Here is a 19,087-nt window from a genome sequence, read left to right as displayed (position 1 = left end):
TCCTTGCTTCCATCCATCCGGCCCACGGAGAACCGCCGAGCTCCATCGAACCCAACGCGGTGGCGAGCCGGGCGATCCGCCGCAGCCGCCCTGCCTCGAACTATTCCTGTGCATGGGCAAGGCTGGATTTGTTGACCTGTCCATGTGCCACCTGGAACTCGACCAGGAGGGGCAGGTGATCCGAAGCAATGCGGGCAAGCGGGGTCCGCACCGTTTCGACCCGCATGACGCGGATTGACCGGCTGACGAAAACATGGTCGATGCGCAGGAACGGCAGGCGGGACGGGAAAGTCGCCCTAGGCTTCGGAAGCCGGGCCTGGGCATCCCAGAGCTGCGAGGCGAGCCGCCGGTAGGCCCGCGAGCGAGGCGTCGCGTTGAGGTCGCCCAACAGGATCACCGGCTCCCGACAGGCTTGATGCCCGAGCCAACGGGGACTCAGGAGGGCTTCGATCTGGGCAAGGCGCTCGTGCCGGCGCAGGCCGAGATGGGTGTTGATCACCTGGACCCCGGTGCCGCCGATCTGGACCTCCGCCCAAAGGGCTCCCCGCGGCTCGAGCCCCGGCTTGCGCGCCCAGCCAGGCAGCGCCTCCGCCTTCACCAGATGCGAGGGTCTGTGGGTCAGGATCGCATTGCCGTATTCCTCCTCGAGGGCCTTCAGGCTGGCGTGGAAATGCACCTGCATTCCAAGGGCCTGGGCGATCGCATGAGCCTGATCGATCCCGCCGGTCCGGACACGCCCCACATCCAGCTCCTGAAGCGCGACCACGTCGGGCTCGTAGGCCGCGATCACACCGGCAATCCGTGCCGGCGAGAGACGACCGTCCGTCCCGAGGCAGCGGTGCACGTTGTAGGTCATGATACGCGGCACTTGGCCCCCTCTCGTCATGCCACCCCGTGAAAGCGGCCGCTTCGGGAGGTCGATCAAAACGGTTTGAAGCCAAACACACACCCTGGCGGCTTGGATCCCGGCCAAGCCTGACAATTTACTTGGGGCCTTGTTACTTGGGGCCTTGCGCGTTCCTCCGGGATGTCGAGCGAAGGGTCAGGAGTGCGGCCGCCAGAGTCACGGCGGAAACCCACCAGCCCTGCCATGCGCCGTGGCTGACCAGCGCGATCGCGCTCGCCGACATGAGGGTCATCAGTCCGACACGGCGGATATCGGCCGGCGCGGTGGCAAGACACCGCATCACCCACAGGGTGAGAAAGCTCAATAAGAGAGCGCCAACCGCCCCCAGCTCGACCCACACCTGGAGGAAAGCATTATGGGGATGGCCGACTTTCAGCATCTCACGATAAGCAGGATTGATTTCAGCGGCGATTGGATGATTGCCCAAATGCGGCGATGATGCGAAGCCTGTTCCGAAGACGGGATACCGGCGAGCGACGTCGCTGAAGGCCTGCCAGAGTTCGATGCGCTCCCGCGTGTGGGCCCCCTTGGTCGCCTCGACCATGCTGTCGGGCACGGATCTGGCAACGGTACCGCCGAAAAACGGCTGCACCCAGATGAGGCAGAGAAGCGCGACCGTCAGGAATCGCCTCACCCAGGCGAAGGGGGCGTAGCTGAGCGCGAGAGTCCCGACTGCAGCCAGCAGGCCAAGCTTCGCGGCCTCGCTGTCGGAGATGACGATCGTAGGAACTGTTGCCAGCAACAGCACAAGGCAAAGCGTCCGCCGCTTTCGGAACCCGAGCAGGGCGATCACAGGCCCAAGCAGCAGAAACAGAGTCACGGTTGGTCTGTTGTGAATGAAGGTCCCTACGCGGTCGCGGAGGATATGCCGCAAGGGGAAGTTGAGCAGGAGCTCCGCGGCGATCAGTGCTGCCGCGATCATCAGTGCCAGCGCCAAGCCTTTGGCCATCCACCGGGGCGGGGGCGCCGCGCGCCAGCTGAGGATCAGGATCGCACTCGATACGGCCGGAAGGACAGCCTCGCCCCAGGAAAACAGCCCCACGGCCGGTTTAATGGCCCAGCCGAGCGTGACCAGTGGGTAGGCGACCCCGCAGAGGACGAGGATGAGGACACCTGTTCGAGGCCTCCGTACGGCCAAACGGTGCGGAGCCGCAGTTCCGGAGATCAATCGCGCGGCGAGAATAAAAAGAGCCGCGCAGGTGAGAAGCAAGGGAGACGACCGGTTGGCGACCACCATGGCCACCGGCAGGCTGACGATCAGACCATGCCCAATGTTGTCGAGATGCACGCTGAGGCGACGGCTTTTTTCTGTAAGTTGCCTCGTCTCGGGCTCTTCGATGCCCGCAAGACTTAGCATGTCTTCCGCATGTTCTTGCTTATAGGCAGGTCTATATTCAGCAAACATGCGTGATCTCTTAATTTCGATACTTCGATTTGACAATTCGATCTTTGGGGATTCTGCAACGTGTGCCCGGGCGTTCCCAATAGCAGCCACATCAGCAATCAATCCGCAACAGCATTACTAGTTCAAACAGGGCCCGACGTTCCCGGTTCGGCTGGATCGCCCAATGGTGACCTGCCCCTTGCCGGGGAGCGGAACCCTGACGGCGCTGACCCAGGATAGCCGATGGGTCAGCTTCGCGGCAATGGATCGGTGCTGAGCAGGATGGGACCCAGGCATGCACCGAGAGGACGACGTCTCATCGGCGCACCGCAGGATTTTCGAGGGAATTTCGGCGCGGACGCCTAGGTTCGGGGACGACCGGGATTAGAATGACAAGACCCGTGCCACAATGGAACGGGAGCCGTGCGTACATCCGGCAACGGCTCCCGTCTCCTTGACCGGCCGCCTCCGCAGCCGGATTGAGTCATGATACTCCAGGCCCACTCTGGGAGGACGGCGCATAGGAGGTATGAGGCTCCTCCGGTCGAGGCGCCTCTCCGCCAGGCATGGGCTCAATGCACGGAAGGGGATTTCCGCGACCGCTGAGGCGGGGTATGGCATGCCGGCGCAAGGCCAATTGGAGCTGACATGTCCGAGATGTTCTCTCTTCAGAAAGACAAGATCCGCGTTCTCTTGCTCGAGGGGGTGAACGACAGCGCTGTCGAGCTGATCAGAGGCGCCGGCTACACGAACCTGACCTATCTCAAGACGGCTCTCGACGAAGATCACCTGATTGAAGCGTTGCAGGGTGTCCATCTCCTCGGGATCCGCTCAAGAACACAGCTGACGCGAAAGGTCCTTGAAGCCGCGAACCGGCTGATCGCTATCGGCTGCTTCAGCGTCGGCACGAACCAGGTCGACCTGGAAGCCGCACGCCATGCGGGCATTCCCGTCTTCAACGCCCCCTTCTCCAATACCCGAAGCGTCGCCGAACTGGTGATCGGCGAAATCGTCATGCTGCTGCGGCGCACATTTCCCAAATCCACCGCCGCTCATGCCGGGCAATGGGACAAGTCGGCGGTCGACAGCCACGAGGTCCGCGGCAAGACGCTCGGCATCGTGGGCTACGGCAACATCGGCTCCCAGTTGTCCTACTTGGCCGAGGCGATGGGAATGCGGGTCATCTTCTTCGATCAGACGGACAAGCTGCGCCACGGGAACACCGAACCTGCCGATAGCCTGAACGCCCTATTGAACCAGAGCGATGTGGTGAGCCTTCACGTTCCGGAGACGCCCGCCACGCACGGCATGATCGGGCGCGCCGAGATCGCCGCCATGAAGAAGGGCGCCTATCTGATCAACAACAGTCGCGGCACCGTGGTCGATCTCGACGCCCTCGCGGAGGCTGTGAGGAGCGGACACCTCCGCGGCGCGGCCGTGGACGTATTTCCGGCCGAGCCCACCTCCAACAAGGAGCCGTTCGTGACCCCCCTGCAGGGGCTCCCAAACGTTATTCTGACACCTCACATCGGTGGATCGACGGAAGAAGCGCAGGAACGGATCGGCGCCGAGGTTGCGAAGAAACTCGTCGAATATTCGGACGTCGGAACGACGGTCGGGGCCGTCAACTTCCCACAGGTCCAGCTTCCGTCCCGCGCCGCCGGCACGCGCTACATCCATGTGCATCGCAACGTGCCGGGCATCCTCGGCCGCCTCAACAACGCCTTCTCGCAGCGCGGCCTCAACATCACGGGCCAGCATCTGCAAACCGACGGCGAGATCGGCTATGTCGTGATCGAAGCGGAAGGATTGCCGGAGCAAAGCCGGGAAACCTTGGACGAGATTCGCGCACTCGACGGGACCATTCGGGCGCGGCTTCTCTACGCAAGAGGATAACCTGTCTCGCACGTGCGAGAGCTTCCTGAAGCATTTCCTCGGAAGTCATGGTACCGTCAGGCGCCTTTCTCTCGAGGAGGCTGCGTGCAGGTTGGCGGGAGCAGACGTGGGATCGTGATTGCCGATGTTCAGGTGAAGGTGCGTCGATTCGTGCGACAGGCGATGTCCGGGTTCACCCGCGCGACAGGTCTGCCCAGGATCACCGCGGATGAATCTGAGGCTGTGCCTGGTCCGTCACCATCCGCGACCGTCGCCCCCCAATCGGAGGCACCAGATCGCCTGTCATCCGCGCTGCACGCCGTCGGCGAGTCGCTCCGCCTCCAAGTCGCCGCAGATTTTCAGCCGCTTCCTCTCACCAGAATCGAAGAATTGGGACGCCCATCCGATATGAACGCTTCAGTGGATACCCTGGCCGAACAGATGCTGACCCTGGTCGAGATCGTTTCGGCTCAGGAAAGGGACATCAAGGCGCTCAAGGAGCAGTGCCGCCGCCTCGAAGAGCACGATCAGGCCATCGCCGTCGCCTTCTCGACCTTTTTCCACGTTCTCTCGGCAGGTCGTGTCGCCAAGCTGAGCGAAATCGCCCACATCCTGAACAACATCATCAAGATCGCCGAACAGGAGGGCCGCCCGCCCGCATCCATCAAGTTTTTGCAGGATCTCGCCGGCATGCTTTCGGACGAACAACGCTGATACAGGCTGCAACTCCCTGCGAGGCGCAGGCTCTCCCCGGCGCACGGTTACCGGGGCCATGCTTAACCGTTCATTAACCATACTCCTTCACGGTGAGGAAAGCCGCAGTGGAATGGGAACGTGTAGTGGCCTGAGCCATCGGCTCAACGACACGGCGCATCCTTGTCCCAGGCGCAGACGTGAAGGAAGCTGTTGATGTCGACGGACAGAGTCGGGGCTGCGGTAGAACCCGCTATCGCCGAACACGTTGCGAACTCCTTCGGACGCACGGCCCGGAACGAAAAGGCCGCCTCGCTCACCTCCTTCGTCCGCAATCGCATCACGGCCCGATTCCCTCCCGACGGGGTCCAGACCGAGCAGGACAATCACCCGCCCGCGCTCGTGGCCTTCTATCGCCGCATCACCGCAGCCTTCGTGCCAGTTGCACGCGAGCACGAAACGGCGGAACGAGCACCGCACCTGACGCAGATCAAGGGCTCTCTCGAAACCCTACGCAGCGCCCTCCCGTCCATGGCGCAACGGGACAGGCTCGACCGAGCGCGAGGTCAGCTTCTGATCGAGCGGCAGCACCTGCTCGTGAAGAACGAACTCACGGAAGGCTTCGGGCGGATCGAGGCCTGGATCCTCTCTGTTGCGTTCCTTGCTTTGGTTCTCCTGAAGGCGGTCAGCATTGTCTGGGCCCTGCCGTTTCTAGGATTGAGCATCGGAAGAGCCTGGTATCTCGACAGGCAATGCAAGCGCCGGCTCAAGAAGATCATCGAGATCGATGCCCTGATCGGCCGCATCGAACTGACCGGCTGATCGGTCCGCGCAGCCTCTAGGGCTGCTGCAGAACCGCCGACGCCATCACGATGTCCTGAACGGCCAATCCGGAGAAGGTCGAAACCGAAATCTGATCTGGCGTCGCGCGTCCCCGCGCCGTGCCCATGATGATCTCGCCGATCTCCAGCACTCTGCTCATAGTCGCGTCTGGGCCATAGGCCCGTCCCAGCTCGCCCCGCGACCCGGCCTGGCGCCTGCTGTCCGTTACAACGATGTCGGCATTGTGGATGATCGCTTCGTCCAATTCCTGCTTTTCGGCGCTGTCGGCGCCGATGGCCGTGATGTGGGTCCCAGGATACAAATCGCTCCACCGCAGGAGCGGTGACGGACTGGCGGTTGCGGTGACGATCAGCCGGCAGCAGGACGCTACCTCTGACGGAGATGGAGCAATCTCGACAGAGAAATCCCTGCTCCGCATGCGCTCTGCATAAGCGAGTGCATGCTTGGGGTTTCGCCCCCAAATCACAATGTTGCGGCAGGGCCGAACGGCTTGCAGCACCTGCACCTGCAGCTCGGCCTGAATGCCGCAACCGAGTACACCGATGGCATCCACTCTCGCGGGCGCCAGGTGTTTGGCCGCGACCGCTCCGGCGGCGGCGGTGCGCAGGTCCGTTAAACGTCCCCGATCGTTGAGCACCGCGGCGAGCTCTCCCGTCTCTTTCCTGAAGATGAGGAGAAGACCATCGCTGCTGTTGAGGCCTTTCGCCGGATTGTTCCAGAACCCGGAGGCCACCTTGATCACGTAAGTGCCGCCTGACGTCAGATACCCATACTTGATGTGCACCTCGCCCGGCGGATCGTCGAGAAGCAGTTCACCGGGCGCTGGCACCACCGCCTCGCCTCGCGAGAAGGCCGCGAAAGCTTCTTCCATCAGGGCAACCAGATCGAGCCCCTTGAGGCGCTCTTCGATCTGCGGAAGCTCGAGAAAGGTGATGCGGGATGCAGGCGCCATGGCGCTTCCAGTTCTAATCGTTCAGAATGGAGAAGATCTTCTCGCGGTCGAAATTGGCCCCGCAGAGAACCACGATGTTGGTCTGCCCCCTGCAGCGCTCCGCAACCTTGAGAAACCCGGCAAGAGCAAGGGCCGCGGCGCCTTCGACGATCTGGTTCTCCTTGAAGGCCAGATCCCGAAGAGCTCCGGCGATCTCGGCTTCCGTGCATGCCACGACTCCGTCGATCACGGAGAGCGCAAGCGGCAGCGTGATGCTGTCCTCGTCCATACCGCCGGCCACGCCGTCGGCAAGCGTATCCAGATGCTCCGTTTCGACGACACGTCCCGCCTCGATGGCCGCAGCGAGAGCCGCCGAGTTCTGAGCCGCTACGCCGAAGATCCGCGTGCGCAGGCTGAAACTCTTGAGCACGGATCCGATGCCGCCGATCAGGCCTCCGCCTCCCATAGAGACAAAGACGTTGTCGATGCTGTCAGCCTGCTCGAGGAGCTCCAGTCCGATAGAGCCCTGCCCGGCCACGACCTCGGGATCGTTATAGGGAGAGACATAGACCAGGCCGTGGGAGGCTGCCTCCTGCTGGGCGTGCAGTTCTGCCAGCCCGCTCTCGGCACCATGCAGGATAACATTGACGTTGAAGGAGCGGATCCGCTCGAGCTTCGCTTGCGAAACCGTCTCAGGCAGGACGACAGTCAAGACCTGCCCGATGGAACTCGCCGCCTGCGCCGTTGCGATGCCGTGATTGCCGGACGAGGCTGTGATGACGCCACGGTCGAGTCCGAGCGATGTCATCTTGCTCGCGGCACCCCGAATCTTGAAGGATCCGGTGAGCTGAAAGTTCTCGGCCTTGAAGTACACGGAGGATCCGGTCTCGCGGCCGATCTGACGGGACGGCAGCAGAGGCGTTTCGAAGATGTGCGGTCGGATGCGCCGGCGCGCCTGGACCGACCGCGCGGCGGTTTCGAGAACGATGCTGTTCATGGCGTCACCTCATTCGACGACTCGACGGAACTCGCCGCAGGGATCGGCCTCTGTCCCGCCGCTCGCTCGGCGATCGTTTGGAAGAGCGCGGCAGAGCATTCGATCATGGCTTCGAACTGGCTGATGATGATGTTCTCGTTCGGCGAGTGGAGCATCGCCCCATGATGGGTGATGCCGATGCCGACGATACTCGCGCCGAGCTGCTCGACAAAAGGATGAGCCGTGCCGGAGGCCGGCGAACTCGGCTGCACGATGACAGGTTGCCCGAAGTGTTCCTCCAGGATTGTCTTCGCGTCTTGGATGAACCAGTGATTGGTCGACGATCGAATAGGCTTCACGTTGGCATCGTGAACGATGAGCTCGACGTCGTCGAAGCCATGCCGGTCGAGATGCGCGCGCAGAAGACCCACGATCTGCTGCGGATCCTGGTCGGGAACGAGGCGGAAGTCGACTTTGACCAAGCCTTGCGCCGGCACGACCGTCTTGGCTCCCTCGCCCGTATAGCCGCCGGAAAAGCCATTGACGTTCATGCATGGGGAGAAATTCAAAGCCGTGTAGAAATTCTCCTCGTCGATGCCCTGGAGAACCCGCTGCCCGCCGGTCGCCTGAACGAGGCTGCGAAACGAGAACGGCGGCGTGCCGGCGAGCCTCCGCTCCTCCTGTGCGGGGTGCCGGATCGCATCATAGAACCCGTCGATCAGAACGCGGCCCGCATTGTCGCGCAGGGAAGCGGTCGCGGCGGCAAGCCGCCAAAGGGGGTTGTCGAAGATCACGCCCAAGCTCGAATGCAGGTCGGCCGTCGCGGTCCGGCAGCGCAGCTCGACGGCCATCACGCCCTTGAAGCCGCACAGGATGATGGGCCGGCCGCTCGAGTCGATCTCGCCGTATTCCCACCAGCAGACATCGACCTTCTCGTCCTGGAAGCGAGCCTTCAGGAATGCTTCGAGCGACGGGCTGCCGATCTCCTCCTCGCCGTCGACCAGCCAGATGAGCTTGAAGGGCAAAGGCTCGGGATACCGTTCCCGGAACAGGCGCCAGCCCTCGAGGCGGCTGACGAACTCGCCCTTGTCGTCGGCGACACCCCGTCCGTACCAGCGCCCGCCGCGTTCGCTCAGCTCGAACGGAGGGCTGTCCCACAAGGGCAGCGGATCCTCCGGCTGCACGTCGTAGTGGTTGTAAACCATTACGGACAAAGGCCCCTCGCCGATCTCGCCGACTACGAAGGGGCCGATCCCGCCGGGATGGATCTCGGTCTGAAAGCCGGCGCCGTCGAGGAGATCGCGCACGGCCTCGGCGCATTCGGGCAGATTCTGAGCCCGCGCGCTCACCGATGGAATAGCGACGAGGCGGCGGAGATCCGTCGCGGCTCGCAGCAAGTGGTCGTTCCGCCGCATCGCGTGTAGGCCCTACCCTAGACCGTGGCGGACGAGAAACGCGTCGAGGCGAGCCAGCCCCTCGACCAGATCCTCGGTCTTTACGCCGATGCTGAGACGGATGTGGCGCTCGATTCCGAACCAGGCCCCGGCCACCACGAAGACGCTTTCCTCTTCCCGCAGCCTGTTCGACAACTCTTCGGACGGCATGTCGAAATCGTAGTGCAGGAACGCCATGCCGCCCGCCGCAGGACGCTGCCAGGACCAGCGGTTCCGCTTCTCGACCCAGCCCTCTACGATGTCGGCGTTCGCGCGCAGGAGGGTCCGCCCTCGCGCCAGGATGCGCTCGCGATTCCCTGGCTCCATAACGGCCGCCCCCAGGATCTGGCTCAGGATCCCGCTGCCGATCGTCGTGTAGTCCTGCCGCTTGGCCGCCTCTTCGACGACGCCCTCCGGCCCGACGATCCAGCCGAGACGCAGGCCCGGACAGGCGAAAGACTTGGACAGGCTGCTGGTGACGATGACGCGGGAATAGCCCCCGTAGAATGTCTCCGTCTCCGCCCCGTCGATCTCGCCGCCCCGATAGATCTCGTCGACCATCAGCCACGCGCCCGCCTTCTGCGCGGCCGCCAGCAGCGCATCGCGGCTCCGGGACGACAGGACCACACCGGTCGGGTTGCCGGGATTGGTGACGCAGATCAGCTTCACGCCGTCCATGGCGGCACCCAGACCTTCCGGATCGATCTGCCAGCCGTGATCGGCGAGAAGGGGAAGGCGCTCGATGGACATGCCCAGGGCCCGCCCGAGTCCATCCACCTGCATGAAGTTGGGAACCGCGAAGAGCACCTTGTCGCCTGGATCGACCAGCGCCATCAGGGCGATCATCGTCGCCTCCGACGATCCGTTGGTCACCAGAACGTTGGACGCCGAGGCGCCCGGATACCAGTTGGCGATGGCGGCCCTGAGATCCGGCCTCCCGTCCGTCCAGCCGTAGCCGAGCGGCTGGCGCAGCAGCGCCTGCGCGTGATCGGCCGGCAAGATCTCCTCGATGGTGCAGGGATGGACCCCGCTTTCCGTCAGATTGATCTCGACACCGTTCTCGTACAGCGTCTGGTTCCGCTCCATCAGGAAGGTATCGAACTGCACTCAAGGCTCCATTCGGGATGAGGAAGAAACTCCGGATGCAGCGGATCTCAGGCGCGCATTCGGGAGACCGGACCATGGCAGCCAAGCAATTAAACAGTCAAGTCCATTTTGGACTATGAAGTCCAAAAGCCTGATGCTACAGACCCGGTACGTTGCTTTGCAGTGCGGGGATGGCCATGAAGATCGAAGAGTTCACGCTCGAGCGCATCCAGTCGCTCTATGAGAACACGGTTGAGTACAACCTGTCCGACAGCGGCGTACTTCCTTATTCGCTGCGCGAACTTTTGACCCCGGAGCAGCAGGCCCAGGTGCTCGACGTGGAACTGGGCTATGGCTGGACGAACGGCCGCGTGGAGCTGCGGCGGGCGATCGCCAATCTCCATCCAAACCGCAACCCGGACCACGTGATCGTCACCAATGGCTCGGCAGAGGCGAATTTTCTCCTCGTGATGTCCGTGCTGGAGCCCGGCGACGAACTCGTGGTCTTCGTCCCGAACTATCTGCAGATCTGGGGTTGGGCCCGCGCCATCGGCGTCACCGTCAAGGAGGTCCTGCTTCGCGAGGAGCTCGGCTGGACCCCGGACCTCGACGACGTCCGCAAGGCGATTTCCAGCCACACGAAGATGATGACCATCTGCAATCCCAACAACCCGACCGGGGCCGTCCTGTCCCGCGAGACGATGGATGGCCTCGTGGCGATCGCGCGCCAACACGGCATTTACCTCCACGCTGACGAGGTCTACAAGGGCGCGGAGCTAGACCAGGACGAGCCTCCGAGCTTCGCGGATCTCTACGAGAAAGCGATTATCACGAGTGGATTGTCGAAGGCCATGGCGCTTCCGGGCCTGCGCATCGGCTGGCTGGTCGGACCAGCTCAGGAGATCTACGCGTCCTGGCAGCGCAAAGACTACACGTCAATCACGACAGGCGCCGTGAGCGAGTTCGTGGCGGAGATCGCCGTGCAGCCCGCCAAGCGCCAGGAGATCCTCGCCCGCAGCAAGCGCATCCTGCGCGAGAACCTCGCGCTGCTGCAGCGCTGGGTCGATCACAACAACGACCTGTTCTCCTTCGTGTCACCCAAGGCCGGCGGAATGGCCTTCGTCCGCTATGCCATGCCGATGAATTCGACCGAGTTGGTGCACCGCCTGCGCGAAGAGCGCGGCATCATGCTCCTGCCGGGTGACGTCTATGGCATGGATCACTACATCCGGGTCGGCATCGGAGCTCCCGCCCATCATCTGGAAGCCGGCTTGGAAAGGCTCGCGGCTTTCGTGCGCGCACAGAACAGATGAGCCGCGCGAGCAAGGCGAGCGACGCAGTGGCGCTCACACCTGAGCTGGCGAGCTATGCGCCGGTCTGCGACGCCATCGCCCTTCTCTTCCAGCCCTACGCGGAAGTCGTGCTCCACGATCTCGCGACCGAGACCGTGGTGCATCTCTCCAACCCGTTCTCCAAGCGGGAACTCGGCGAGCCGTCCCTTCTCCACGAGATCGACTTCAAACCGTCCGACATCATCATTGGGCCCTATGAGAAAGTGAACTGGGACGGCCGGCGCATCAAATCTGTCAGCGCCGTCCTGCGCACGAACGGGAAGTCCATCGGTATCCTGTGCATCAATGTGGACGTCTCGCACTTCCATGCCGTCATGCAGACGCTGAATGCGCTCGTCGCCGTGCCGCAATCACCCGAGAAGCCAGCCTCGCTATTCAAGGAGGACTGGCATGAACGGATCAACGAGTACATCCAGTCCTGGACTCGCGCGCGCGGTCTCACCATCACCGAGATGAGCCGCGCACAGAAGCAGCAGCTCGTCGCGGATCTGGCCGGTGACGGAGCGTTCGGCGGGCGCAACGCGGCGGCCTATATCTCCCGCGTGCTCGGTCTCGGCCGTGCCACGGTCTACAACTACCTCAAGAAGGATCAGGCCTGAGGCGGCAGGAGCGCGTCGCGAATGGCCTGCCAGCTTTCCCTGTCCGGCGCGCTGATGAGACCGCCGCTGCGATTCACGGGACGGTAAGGCGAACCGTCGAAATGCGCCGTGTAGCCGCCAGCCTCCTGATGAATCAGCCATCCAGCTGCATGATCCCACGGCATCACGCTCGATGAGAACGAGAAGTGAAGGTAGCCGGCCGCGGTCTGGCGGTAGGTGTGGGCCGCACAGCGGAGATCGGCCGCCATCGCGACCTTCGGCAGATTCCTCGTCACTACAGGGCGGAGGTCTTCGGGCAGATAACGCCATGAGACATTACCCGCCATCTGTGACAGGGGCGTCGGTGCGGCAACCTGAAGCGGGCTGCTGCTGCCGTCCGGGCGCTGGATCCACGCCCCTTCGCCGCGGACCGCCATGGCCCAATCGTCAGAGATCGGATCGAGGATCACGCCGCCGACGATCTCGCCCTTCATCACCGCAGCGGCCATCACACCGAAGAGCGGCAGCCCGGAGGCGAAATTCAGCGTGCCGTCGACGGGATCGAGAATGAACGCGAGGTCAGCGTCACCGAGCCCGTCGAGCAGGCTCGCGTTGCGACTCACGCCCTCCTCGCCGATGACCAGAGCTCCCGGGAACCGGCGCAGGAGCTCGGCTTCGATGACGCGCTCGGCGGCCTCGTCGGCATCCGTCACGAGGTCGAGCTGCGAAGACTTGGTCCGGATGGCGTCAGCAGACAGGTTGCGGAACCGCGGCAGAATCTCGGCCTGAGCCGTCGTCCTGAGGATATGCGCGACGTCGAGTGCATCGGCTCGGGTAAAGGTCATGAGCGTCTGGTATCCCTCTTGTTTCTCGGCAACCTGCTAGATCATCTCAAGTGGGCGCTTGCGCCGGGGCGGAGAATATTCTCCATCGATCGCTGCAAGATCCTCCGGACTGAGCCGAATCTCAAGCGCTCGATGATTGTCCTGTACATGCTCGGCACGGGAGGCCTTGGGGATCGCGATCAAGTTCGGCTTTTGCAGAAGCCAGGCCAACGCGACCTGGAACGGGCTTGCGCCGTAAGACTGACCGATTGTCTGCAACACGCCCCCGCGGGGGAGCCTGCCCTGTTCGACCGGGCTGTAGGCCATGAGCGGCATGCGGCGCTCGGCCATCCATGGAAGGAGATCGAATTCTGGTCCACGCCGGGTGACGTTATAGAGCACTTGGTTGGTCGCACAGGTCGCCCCTCCGGGTGCCTGAAACAGCTCCTCCATGTCATCCACATCGAAGTTGCTGACCCCCCAATGGCGGATTTTGCCGGAGCGCCGGAGTTCCTCGAAGCCGGCTACGGTCTCCTCCAACGGCACGCCGCCGCGCCAATGCAGGAGGTAGAGATCCAACCGGTCCGTCCGCAGGCGCTTGAGGCTCCGCTCGCACGCCTCGACGACGCCCTGACGACTAGCATTGTGGGGATAGACCTTGCTCACCAGGAAGAGACGATCGCGCTGGTCGGCAAGGGCTTCGCCCACGAGTTCCTCCGCGGCTCCGTCTCCATACATTTCGGCCGTATCGATCAGCGTCATGCCGAGTTCGACGCCGAGGCGAAGCGCTTCGACCTCCTCCGCGCGGTTGCCCGCCCGCTCGGCCATCTGCCACGTTCCCTGCCCTAGGGCCGGAACGGTCTCGCCTCCTGGCAGGATTGCACTGAGGCTCATGTCGCAACCTCCTCGTCGGGGATGATGCTCGTCGGGGCGGCACGAGCGTTGACGGAAAGCAATGGTGCCCGCACTGCTTTGGCGCTTGTGCCGGCCCTTGGATTGCTACTGCAGACGAGGGCCCTTCATGAAGCGGCCCCGATCGGCAGATCGTACCGTCACATCGAACCTGTCTCCTTCCCGCTCAAGGGTCAGGGGAACATCGACGCCGGCGGCGCCAAGAGCCCAGATGGCGCGATAGAACTCGGCCAGCGACGTCACCGGCTGACCGGCAACCGCATGGATCTGGTCTCCAGCCCGCAGGCCCGCCCGCTGTGCGGGGGCATCCCCGGCGAGCCCGATGATCATGATCTGATCGTCCTCCGCCTCCGCGACATAGAATCCGAGCCACGGCCTTGGCTGGTTTCTGGTCCGCCCATGAGTCAGGAGCTCGTCCAAGATCGGCTTCAGGAGATCGACGGGCACGCTCATGTTCAGAGGAACGACGGTACCGCCCGAAGCTTGGTGCTGGAGCTGGAGAGACCCGATGCCGATCAGGTCCCCTCGCGGGCCGATCAACGCCGTTCCGCCCCAGTTGGGGTGGGCCGGCGCGGTGAAGATGGCCGGATCGATCAGGTATTCCCAGTAACCGGCGAACTCCTGACACGCGACAACCTGTGCGGCAAGCGAATGGCTCTGGCCCCCGCTGCCTCCGACGACGACCTGGTCACCGGGCTGCAAACGTCGAGAATCCCCGAGGGTCAGCACCGGCACGCCCAGGGGCTCGAGCGCCTGCACCAATCCGAAGCCGCTTTCATAGTCGTAAGCGAGCACATGTGCCTGAACGACACGGCCCTTGTTGGTCGTGAGCCAGACTTCTTCCGCCTCGGCAATCAGGTACCCGATGGTGACGACCAAGCCGTCATCCCGGATGACGACGCCCTGCCCGGCCCGCTCCGTCCCGAGCGTTTCCGCCGTGAAGGCATCGTCGGGCACCCGCGCCCTAAGGGAAACCACGGCCGCCAGGGCATTCTTCAGATCATAGTCGAGGGTTCGCGGATCAGGCTGGTACTCAGGAGGGATTTCCCATTCGTCGGGTGATTGCATGAATTGCTCCTCAGGCTCCCGGCAGAGAACCTGCACCCTTCAAAATGGCAGGAAACGCGGCGCCTTCAACAGGCCTCCCCCTTTTGACGCAGAAAAACCCGTCACCAGGCAGAGGATCCGGCAACGATGTGCAACTTCGCGACGTGCCCGACGTGGTGAAGGCAGAGGGTACGTTACGCCGCCTCGCGGGTTTCCATAACAGCCACGCTCTGGGCTTCAACCCAGATCTGCTCCTGCTTCTTTTCGAGTGTGCGCAGCGCGTGCCGGGCATAAAGACGAAACTCGTGCTTCAGAACCCGCGACGCAGTTTCCCAAACCCCGGTTTCATGCCGAGCGACGAAGAATGCCCGAGCGATCTGCTCGATTTCCTGGTCCGTCTGATCCACCTGTGCCCCCACAGAAGCCCTTACGGCTCCGTCAACTGCTCCGAAAAGCACTTTCGGCTGCAACTGTCGGCAAGGTGTCTGATTTGCGGACTCGTGTCTGTACCCAAAAAGACACGATTCTGCCGCAAATGCGGGTCGGAAGACCTTCCCGCGCGGGGCAGGGCAAAGGCCTCGCCGCTTGATCCGACGCCCTTCTCCTGGAGCACTCCACGTGTCCAAGCTATCGGACAAAGCCGGGCTGACGGATCACGACCGCCTTCTCTCGCACGGTGCTCAGGCAGCCCTCGCCGTCGCCAGGAACCGACCGATGTCCTGCCTCAGGCGACCAAGCTGCTGATCCAGAGTCTGCTTCGCGCTTGAGACGTGCTGCGCCGCTGCTGCCGCAGATGCCGTCGATCCGGTCAGTGCCTCGATGCTGCGAACGACCGCATGCGTATGATCGGTGGTCTGGCTGACGTTCACCGCGATATCCGAGGTTACCGCGGCCTGTTCCTCGACCGCGGCGGCGATGGCCGTGGCGATACCGCTCAGTTCCTCCATGATGCGGCCGATGTCATCGATATCGGCCACGCTGCGTTGCGTCGCCTCCTGGATCGCGCCGATGCGGGAGCCGATCTCCGTCGTGGCTTTGGCGGTTTGGTTCGCAAGGGTCTTGACTTCCTGCGCGACGACCGCAAAGCCTTTGCCCATCTCTCCCGCACGGGCCGCCTCGATCGTGGCGTTCAGGGCGAGCAGATTGGTCTGAGCCGCAATGCGCTCGATCAGGTCGACCACATCTCCGATCTGTCTTGCCTGCTCGGCCAATCCGTTGACGGATTCCTTCGTACGTTGGGAGCTTTGCAGGGCATGTCGCGCGACGTCGGCCGAGCGGCTCGCCTGCTGCCCGATCTCACGCACGGACGACGCAAGCTGCTCCGTTGCGGCGGCTCCCGACTGCATGTTCGACGCCGTCTGCTCGGCCGCTGTCGTAACCTGAACGGCTAGGCTGCTGGCGCTCCCGGTTGCTTCGTCCAAAACCATCGCACTCTCCGACAAGGCACCACTTGCCTGGCCTGAGATATCGAGACTCTCCTGCACGGCGTCCGAAAAGTCGGCGACGGCCTGCGACAGAACCTCGCCCTTCTTCTGGCGGTCCTGGACGAAAGCATCCTGATACACGGAAATCGCGAAATCCATGTCGAGCATGACCGCCTGGTTCACCACCGCCAGCTTGCGCGCGAGCGCTGCTCCGTTGAAGCGGTGCTTTTTCGACAGCGCCTTCACCAGCTCGTTCATGATGAAAGCATAGCCTCCGATGTACCACCGGGGCTCCAGGCCGATCTTGTTGTGAATGAGCCCGATGCGCTGGATCCCCTCCACATAGGCCGCATCGAACCTGCCGCTGAACAGCCGGCCCCAATGCTGCATCTGGGCGGACACGAGCCTGGATTGCTGGGTTCCGATCATCTTCGACAGGTGCGGCTGCCGATGCATATGGGCATAGAACAGCTCAAGGATCCGGGGCAGTTCGGACGAGATGTCCTTCCAGATGACGGGAAGATCGTGGCACACCCTTCCATCGATTCCAATGAACGCGAGCCGCTCAGCGAGCAATGAATCATTTTGCAATGGACTTCCTCAGGATTCGGCAATTGGGGAAATCTCTAAGGTGCCATGCTTGGCCGAAGCTGACTGCCAACCCGGGGCAGTGACCCGTGATCTGCGTCAGTTTGTACCTATCCACGCTGAAACCATTCCATGAACCAAGCGTTAACCTTAGCGGTTTTGCGGGGCTTCGAGATGCTCGATAACATTGCAGATTATTCAGGATCCTCCCTTTCCGGTTCGCGGACGCTTCCCTCGCGGCACAATGTGCCGCCGCTTCCCCATGCGGTACAGGAACATCTCGGCCAGATGTTGAGAGCCGATTATTATGAGCGGACGGAAAAGCCGCGTTACCTCGGTGATACTGCGCTTCCGCTCGAATTCGACCCATATCTCTACCGTCTCGAACAGAAAGAGCGGGCTCTCAGGCTCATGAGGGCTCGGGAACAGGGCACGCGGGCGGTCGCCGACGCGCTCTCGGGGCTCGAGATCTAAAGCGCATCCCGGAGGAGCGGAGTTCTTTTCATCCCGTCCCGCCGGACGGCAGGTGCCGATTCAGGTCGCGTTCAAGGTCCGCGGCCCAGAAGAGCTGAGCTCGAGGAAGAGCCCGGCAATCCTGCCGGTGCGTCTTGGAACTCCTCTCGCGGATGGATGTCTCGAAGAGCATGGAACATGAAAGCGGAAGAGCCGTTCTAAGGCGGGCATTCAGGCGGCTGGAGCAGGAGGTGCCGGGCAAGGTTGCCCGCGTCCTTCGCAGCCTCCGTCACCCGGATTCGCGTTGGGTGAGGATTCCCGCGGGCATCCTGCTCATCCTGGGCGGGATCTTTTCGATCCTGCCGTTTCTCGGTCTCTGGATGCTCCCCCTGGGCCTGCTGCTGATCGCCTATGACATCCCCTTCCTGCAGAAGCCGGTCGGTCGCTTCACCCTCTGGGCGATCCAGAAATGGGCTTCTTTCCGGCAATGGTTCTTTCCGGAGCGCCCGAGGGGCTGAGGCCCGTCGCGAGGACCAGCCGCCCGGGTCGCTCAGGACTGCTGCTCACCTCGGCTTGACGCCCCCAAGCTCATCCTCGATGTAGATGGAAATGATTTCGTCGAAGCTGGACTCGGCCCGGAAGCCGAGGCTCTCCGCGCGGCGGGCATCGAAGTGACGGGGCCATCCTTCGACGATCCGGATGATGGCGGGATCGGGATCGTGACGGATCCTGGCGACGGCTTCGTCGCCCGCGACCCGCCGGAGCGCATCGATCTGCTCGCCCACGGTCACCGACACGCTCGGCATGGTCAGGCTGCGGCGAGGGCCGATCTTTGAGGTGTCCATGCTCGCCGCATGGATGAGGAAATTGACGGCCGACCGGGGCGAGGCATGGGCATGCCGGACATCCGTCGAGACCGGCAGGATCGCCTCCTGACCGTTGAGCGGCTCGCGGATGATGCCCGAAAAGAAACCTGAAGCGGCCTTATTGGGCTTGCCGGGGCGTACGCAGATCGTGGGAAGCCGTATTCCGACGCCGTCGAAGAACCCGCGTCGCGTGTAGTCGGCCAGCAGCAACTCGCCGATCGCCTTCTGCGCGCCGTAGCTCGTCAGCGGCGTCAGGAAGAACTCGTCCCCGATCGCATCCGGGAACGGGGCGCCGAAAACCGCAATGGAGGAGGTAAAGACAAGCCGCGGCTTGTACCCGCCTCCGACGACCCGCACCGCGTCGAACAGGTAGCGGGTGCCGTCCAGATTGATCCGGTATCCCTTGTCGAAATCGGCCTCGGCCTCGCCGGACACGATGGCCGCGAGATGAAAAATTACGTCGGGGCGGCCGGCAACGAGCTTCTCCGCCTCTCCCGGCATGGAGAAATCCGACGTCATCGTCTCGACCGCAAAGGGAGCATCGGGGCGCTCGGGCTCGACCACATCGTGGAGGTCGAGACGCGTGATTGCCTCTCGCCCCAGCCGGCCATCCTTCACCAGGCGTTCCGTAAGCTTGCGGCCGACCATGCCGGCCGCTCCGAGAATGAGGATCCGCATCGATCAGCAATCCTTTCAGGTCATGCCCGGTCACCGCAATGGACGTCCAGGTCGGAAATGTGGGTTGACGCCGCCGCTGCAGATTAAACCCATTCAGCGGCGCTGTTTCGCTCAGGAAGAATAGGTCACTTTTGCCGAACCTTGTCCAGTGCCGCGTACATGGACGCCGGCACGTACGGGAGCCTGTCCACCGAGCCTGCTGCCCATCCCGCGTCTCGTCCTTTCAGCCTGCACGCG

19 protein-coding genes are annotated in these 19,087 nt (G+C 63.1%); 7 read left to right on the top strand and 12 right to left on the bottom strand.

The annotated features are described in order from the left end of the window. Positions 1-100: 100 nt before the first annotated feature. Positions 101-868: an endonuclease/exonuclease/phosphatase family protein gene (locus HPT29_RS08105; protein WP_432807281.1), complete on the bottom strand. Its 768-nt coding sequence runs from the start codon at positions 866-868 to the stop codon at positions 101-103. A gap of 130 nt (positions 869-998) precedes the next feature. Further along, positions 999-2,312 carry an O-antigen ligase family protein gene (locus HPT29_RS08100; RefSeq protein WP_173949594.1) on the bottom strand — a complete coding sequence of 438 codons (1,314 nt, stop codon included), beginning with the start codon at positions 2,310-2,312 and terminating at the stop codon, positions 999-1,001. Positions 2,313-2,939: 627 nt separating this feature from the next. Here HPT29_RS08100 and serA point away from each other — a divergent pair. From serA to HPT29_RS08085, 3 genes are all read left to right on the top strand, one after another. Then, a complete protein-coding gene (gene serA, locus HPT29_RS08095; protein WP_173949595.1) occupies positions 2,940-4,187 on the top strand; it encodes a phosphoglycerate dehydrogenase in 1,248 nt (415 codons plus the stop codon). A gap of 114 nt (positions 4,188-4,301) precedes the next feature. Continuing rightward, on the top strand, positions 4,302-4,880 hold the full coding sequence (locus tag HPT29_RS08090; RefSeq protein ID WP_173949596.1) for a hypothetical protein: 579 nt from the start codon (positions 4,302-4,304) through the stop codon (positions 4,878-4,880). Positions 4,881-5,075: 195 nt separating this feature from the next. Then, positions 5,076-5,681, top strand: coding sequence for a hypothetical protein (locus HPT29_RS08085; protein WP_173949597.1), 606 nt, complete (start codon positions 5,076-5,078; stop codon positions 5,679-5,681). Positions 5,682-5,697: 16 nt separating this feature from the next. Here the strand turns inward: HPT29_RS08085 and HPT29_RS08080 are convergent, their stop codons facing one another. Genes HPT29_RS08080 through HPT29_RS08065 form a run of 4 tightly spaced genes read right to left on the bottom strand, consistent with a single transcriptional unit; the run spans position 5,698 to position 10,149 of the window. Further along, on the bottom strand, positions 5,698-6,654 hold the full coding sequence (locus HPT29_RS08080; protein WP_173949598.1) for a Rossmann-fold NAD(P)-binding domain-containing protein: 957 nt from the start codon (positions 6,652-6,654) through the stop codon (positions 5,698-5,700). Between the two features lie 13 nt (positions 6,655-6,667). Continuing rightward, positions 6,668-7,630, bottom strand: coding sequence for a pyridoxal-phosphate dependent enzyme (locus HPT29_RS08075; RefSeq protein WP_173949599.1), 963 nt, complete (start codon positions 7,628-7,630; stop codon positions 6,668-6,670). Beyond that, the gene (locus tag HPT29_RS08070; RefSeq protein WP_259060516.1) at positions 7,627-9,006 is read right to left on the bottom strand and encodes a M20/M25/M40 family metallo-hydrolase; all 1,380 of its coding nucleotides are present in this window, start codon (positions 9,004-9,006) and stop codon (positions 7,627-7,629) included. The genes HPT29_RS08075 and HPT29_RS08070 overlap by 4 nt, the downstream gene beginning before the upstream one ends. Before the next feature lie 30 nt (positions 9,007-9,036). Beyond that, positions 9,037-10,149, bottom strand: a complete 1,113-nt coding sequence (locus HPT29_RS08065; protein WP_173949601.1) for an aminotransferase class I/II-fold pyridoxal phosphate-dependent enzyme — start codon at positions 10,147-10,149, stop codon at positions 9,037-9,039. 176 nt (positions 10,150-10,325) lie between these two features. Between HPT29_RS08065 and HPT29_RS08060 the strand changes: the two genes are divergently transcribed. After that, positions 10,326-11,441 (top strand): aminotransferase class I/II-fold pyridoxal phosphate-dependent enzyme, encoded by a 1,116-nt coding sequence (locus tag HPT29_RS08060; protein ID WP_173949602.1) that lies wholly within the window; start codon positions 10,326-10,328, stop codon positions 11,439-11,441. Beyond that, entirely contained in the window at positions 11,438-12,079 is a 642-nt protein-coding gene (locus tag HPT29_RS08055) for a helix-turn-helix transcriptional regulator (protein WP_173949603.1), read from the top strand. The genes HPT29_RS08060 and HPT29_RS08055 overlap by 4 nt, the downstream gene beginning before the upstream one ends. Here HPT29_RS08055 and HPT29_RS08050 read toward each other — a convergent pair. From HPT29_RS08050 to HPT29_RS08030, 5 genes are all read right to left on the bottom strand, one after another. Then, positions 12,070-12,903: an inositol monophosphatase family protein gene (locus HPT29_RS08050; protein WP_173949604.1), complete on the bottom strand. Its 834-nt coding sequence runs from the start codon at positions 12,901-12,903 to the stop codon at positions 12,070-12,072. The two genes, HPT29_RS08055 and HPT29_RS08050, sit on opposite strands and share 10 nt — an antisense overlap. A gap of 36 nt (positions 12,904-12,939) precedes the next feature. Then, on the bottom strand, positions 12,940-13,776 hold the full coding sequence (locus HPT29_RS08045) for an aldo/keto reductase (protein WP_173949605.1): 837 nt from the start codon (positions 13,774-13,776) through the stop codon (positions 12,940-12,942). Positions 13,777-13,881: 105 nt separating this feature from the next. Beyond that, the gene (locus HPT29_RS08040) at positions 13,882-14,862 is read right to left on the bottom strand and encodes a S1C family serine protease (protein WP_173949606.1); all 981 of its coding nucleotides are present in this window, start codon (positions 14,860-14,862) and stop codon (positions 13,882-13,884) included. Between the two features lie 173 nt (positions 14,863-15,035). Beyond that, positions 15,036-15,248: a hypothetical protein gene (locus HPT29_RS08035; RefSeq protein ID WP_173949607.1), complete on the bottom strand. Its 213-nt coding sequence runs from the start codon at positions 15,246-15,248 to the stop codon at positions 15,036-15,038. Positions 15,249-15,521: 273 nt separating this feature from the next. Further along, the gene (locus HPT29_RS08030; RefSeq protein ID WP_173949608.1) at positions 15,522-16,856 is read right to left on the bottom strand and encodes a globin-coupled sensor protein; all 1,335 of its coding nucleotides are present in this window, start codon (positions 16,854-16,856) and stop codon (positions 15,522-15,524) included. Positions 16,857-17,141: 285 nt separating this feature from the next. Between HPT29_RS08030 and HPT29_RS08025 the strand changes: the two genes are divergently transcribed. Both HPT29_RS08025 and HPT29_RS28700 read left to right on the top strand, forming a co-directional pair. Then, a complete protein-coding gene (locus tag HPT29_RS08025) occupies positions 17,142-17,327 on the top strand; it encodes a hypothetical protein (RefSeq protein ID WP_259060515.1) in 186 nt (61 codons plus the stop codon). Between the two features lie 287 nt (positions 17,328-17,614). Continuing rightward, entirely contained in the window at positions 17,615-17,824 is a 210-nt protein-coding gene (locus HPT29_RS28700) for a hypothetical protein (RefSeq protein ID WP_349774714.1), read from the top strand. Between the two features lie 45 nt (positions 17,825-17,869). Here HPT29_RS28700 and denD read toward each other — a convergent pair whose 3' ends face one another. Beyond that, positions 17,870-18,850, bottom strand: a complete 981-nt coding sequence (denD, locus tag HPT29_RS08015) for a D-erythronate dehydrogenase (protein WP_173949611.1) — start codon at positions 18,848-18,850, stop codon at positions 17,870-17,872. Positions 18,851-19,087: the final 237 nt, after the last annotated feature.

This window comes from Microvirga terrae (genome assembly GCF_013307435.2).
GTDB lineage: Bacteria > Pseudomonadota > Alphaproteobacteria > Rhizobiales > Beijerinckiaceae > Microvirga > Microvirga terrae.
This window is presented reverse-complemented; position numbering and strand designations above follow the sequence as displayed.

Excerpts from the sequence above, each read along its gene's own strand:
- serA (WP_173949595.1), top strand. The coding sequence starts at position 2,940 with ATGTCCGAGATGTTCTCTCTTCAGAAAGACAAGATCCGCGTTCTCTTG.
- HPT29_RS08025 (WP_259060515.1), top strand. The coding sequence starts at position 17,142 with ATGTTGAGAGCCGATTATTATGAGCGGACGGAAAAGCCGCGTTACCTC.
- HPT29_RS08080 (WP_173949598.1), bottom strand. The coding sequence starts at position 6,654 with ATGGCGCCTGCATCCCGCATCACCTTTCTCGAGCTTCCGCAGATCGAA.
- denD (WP_173949611.1), bottom strand. The coding sequence starts at position 18,850 with ATGCGGATCCTCATTCTCGGAGCGGCCGGCATGGTCGGCCGCAAGCTT.
- HPT29_RS08085 (WP_173949597.1), top strand. The coding sequence starts at position 5,076 with ATGTCGACGGACAGAGTCGGGGCTGCGGTAGAACCCGCTATCGCCGAA.
- HPT29_RS08045 (WP_173949605.1), bottom strand. The coding sequence starts at position 13,776 with ATGAGCCTCAGTGCAATCCTGCCAGGAGGCGAGACCGTTCCGGCCCTA.
- HPT29_RS08075 (WP_173949599.1), bottom strand. The coding sequence starts at position 7,630 with ATGAACAGCATCGTTCTCGAAACCGCCGCGCGGTCGGTCCAGGCGCGC.
- HPT29_RS08040 (WP_173949606.1), bottom strand. The coding sequence starts at position 14,862 with ATGCAATCACCCGACGAATGGGAAATCCCTCCTGAGTACCAGCCTGAT.
- HPT29_RS08055 (WP_173949603.1), top strand. The coding sequence starts at position 11,438 with ATGAGCCGCGCGAGCAAGGCGAGCGACGCAGTGGCGCTCACACCTGAG.
- HPT29_RS08060 (WP_173949602.1), top strand. The coding sequence starts at position 10,326 with ATGAAGATCGAAGAGTTCACGCTCGAGCGCATCCAGTCGCTCTATGAG.
- HPT29_RS08100 (WP_173949594.1), bottom strand. The coding sequence starts at position 2,312 with ATGTTTGCTGAATATAGACCTGCCTATAAGCAAGAACATGCGGAAGAC.
- HPT29_RS08050 (WP_173949604.1), bottom strand. The coding sequence starts at position 12,903 with ATGACCTTTACCCGAGCCGATGCACTCGACGTCGCGCATATCCTCAGG.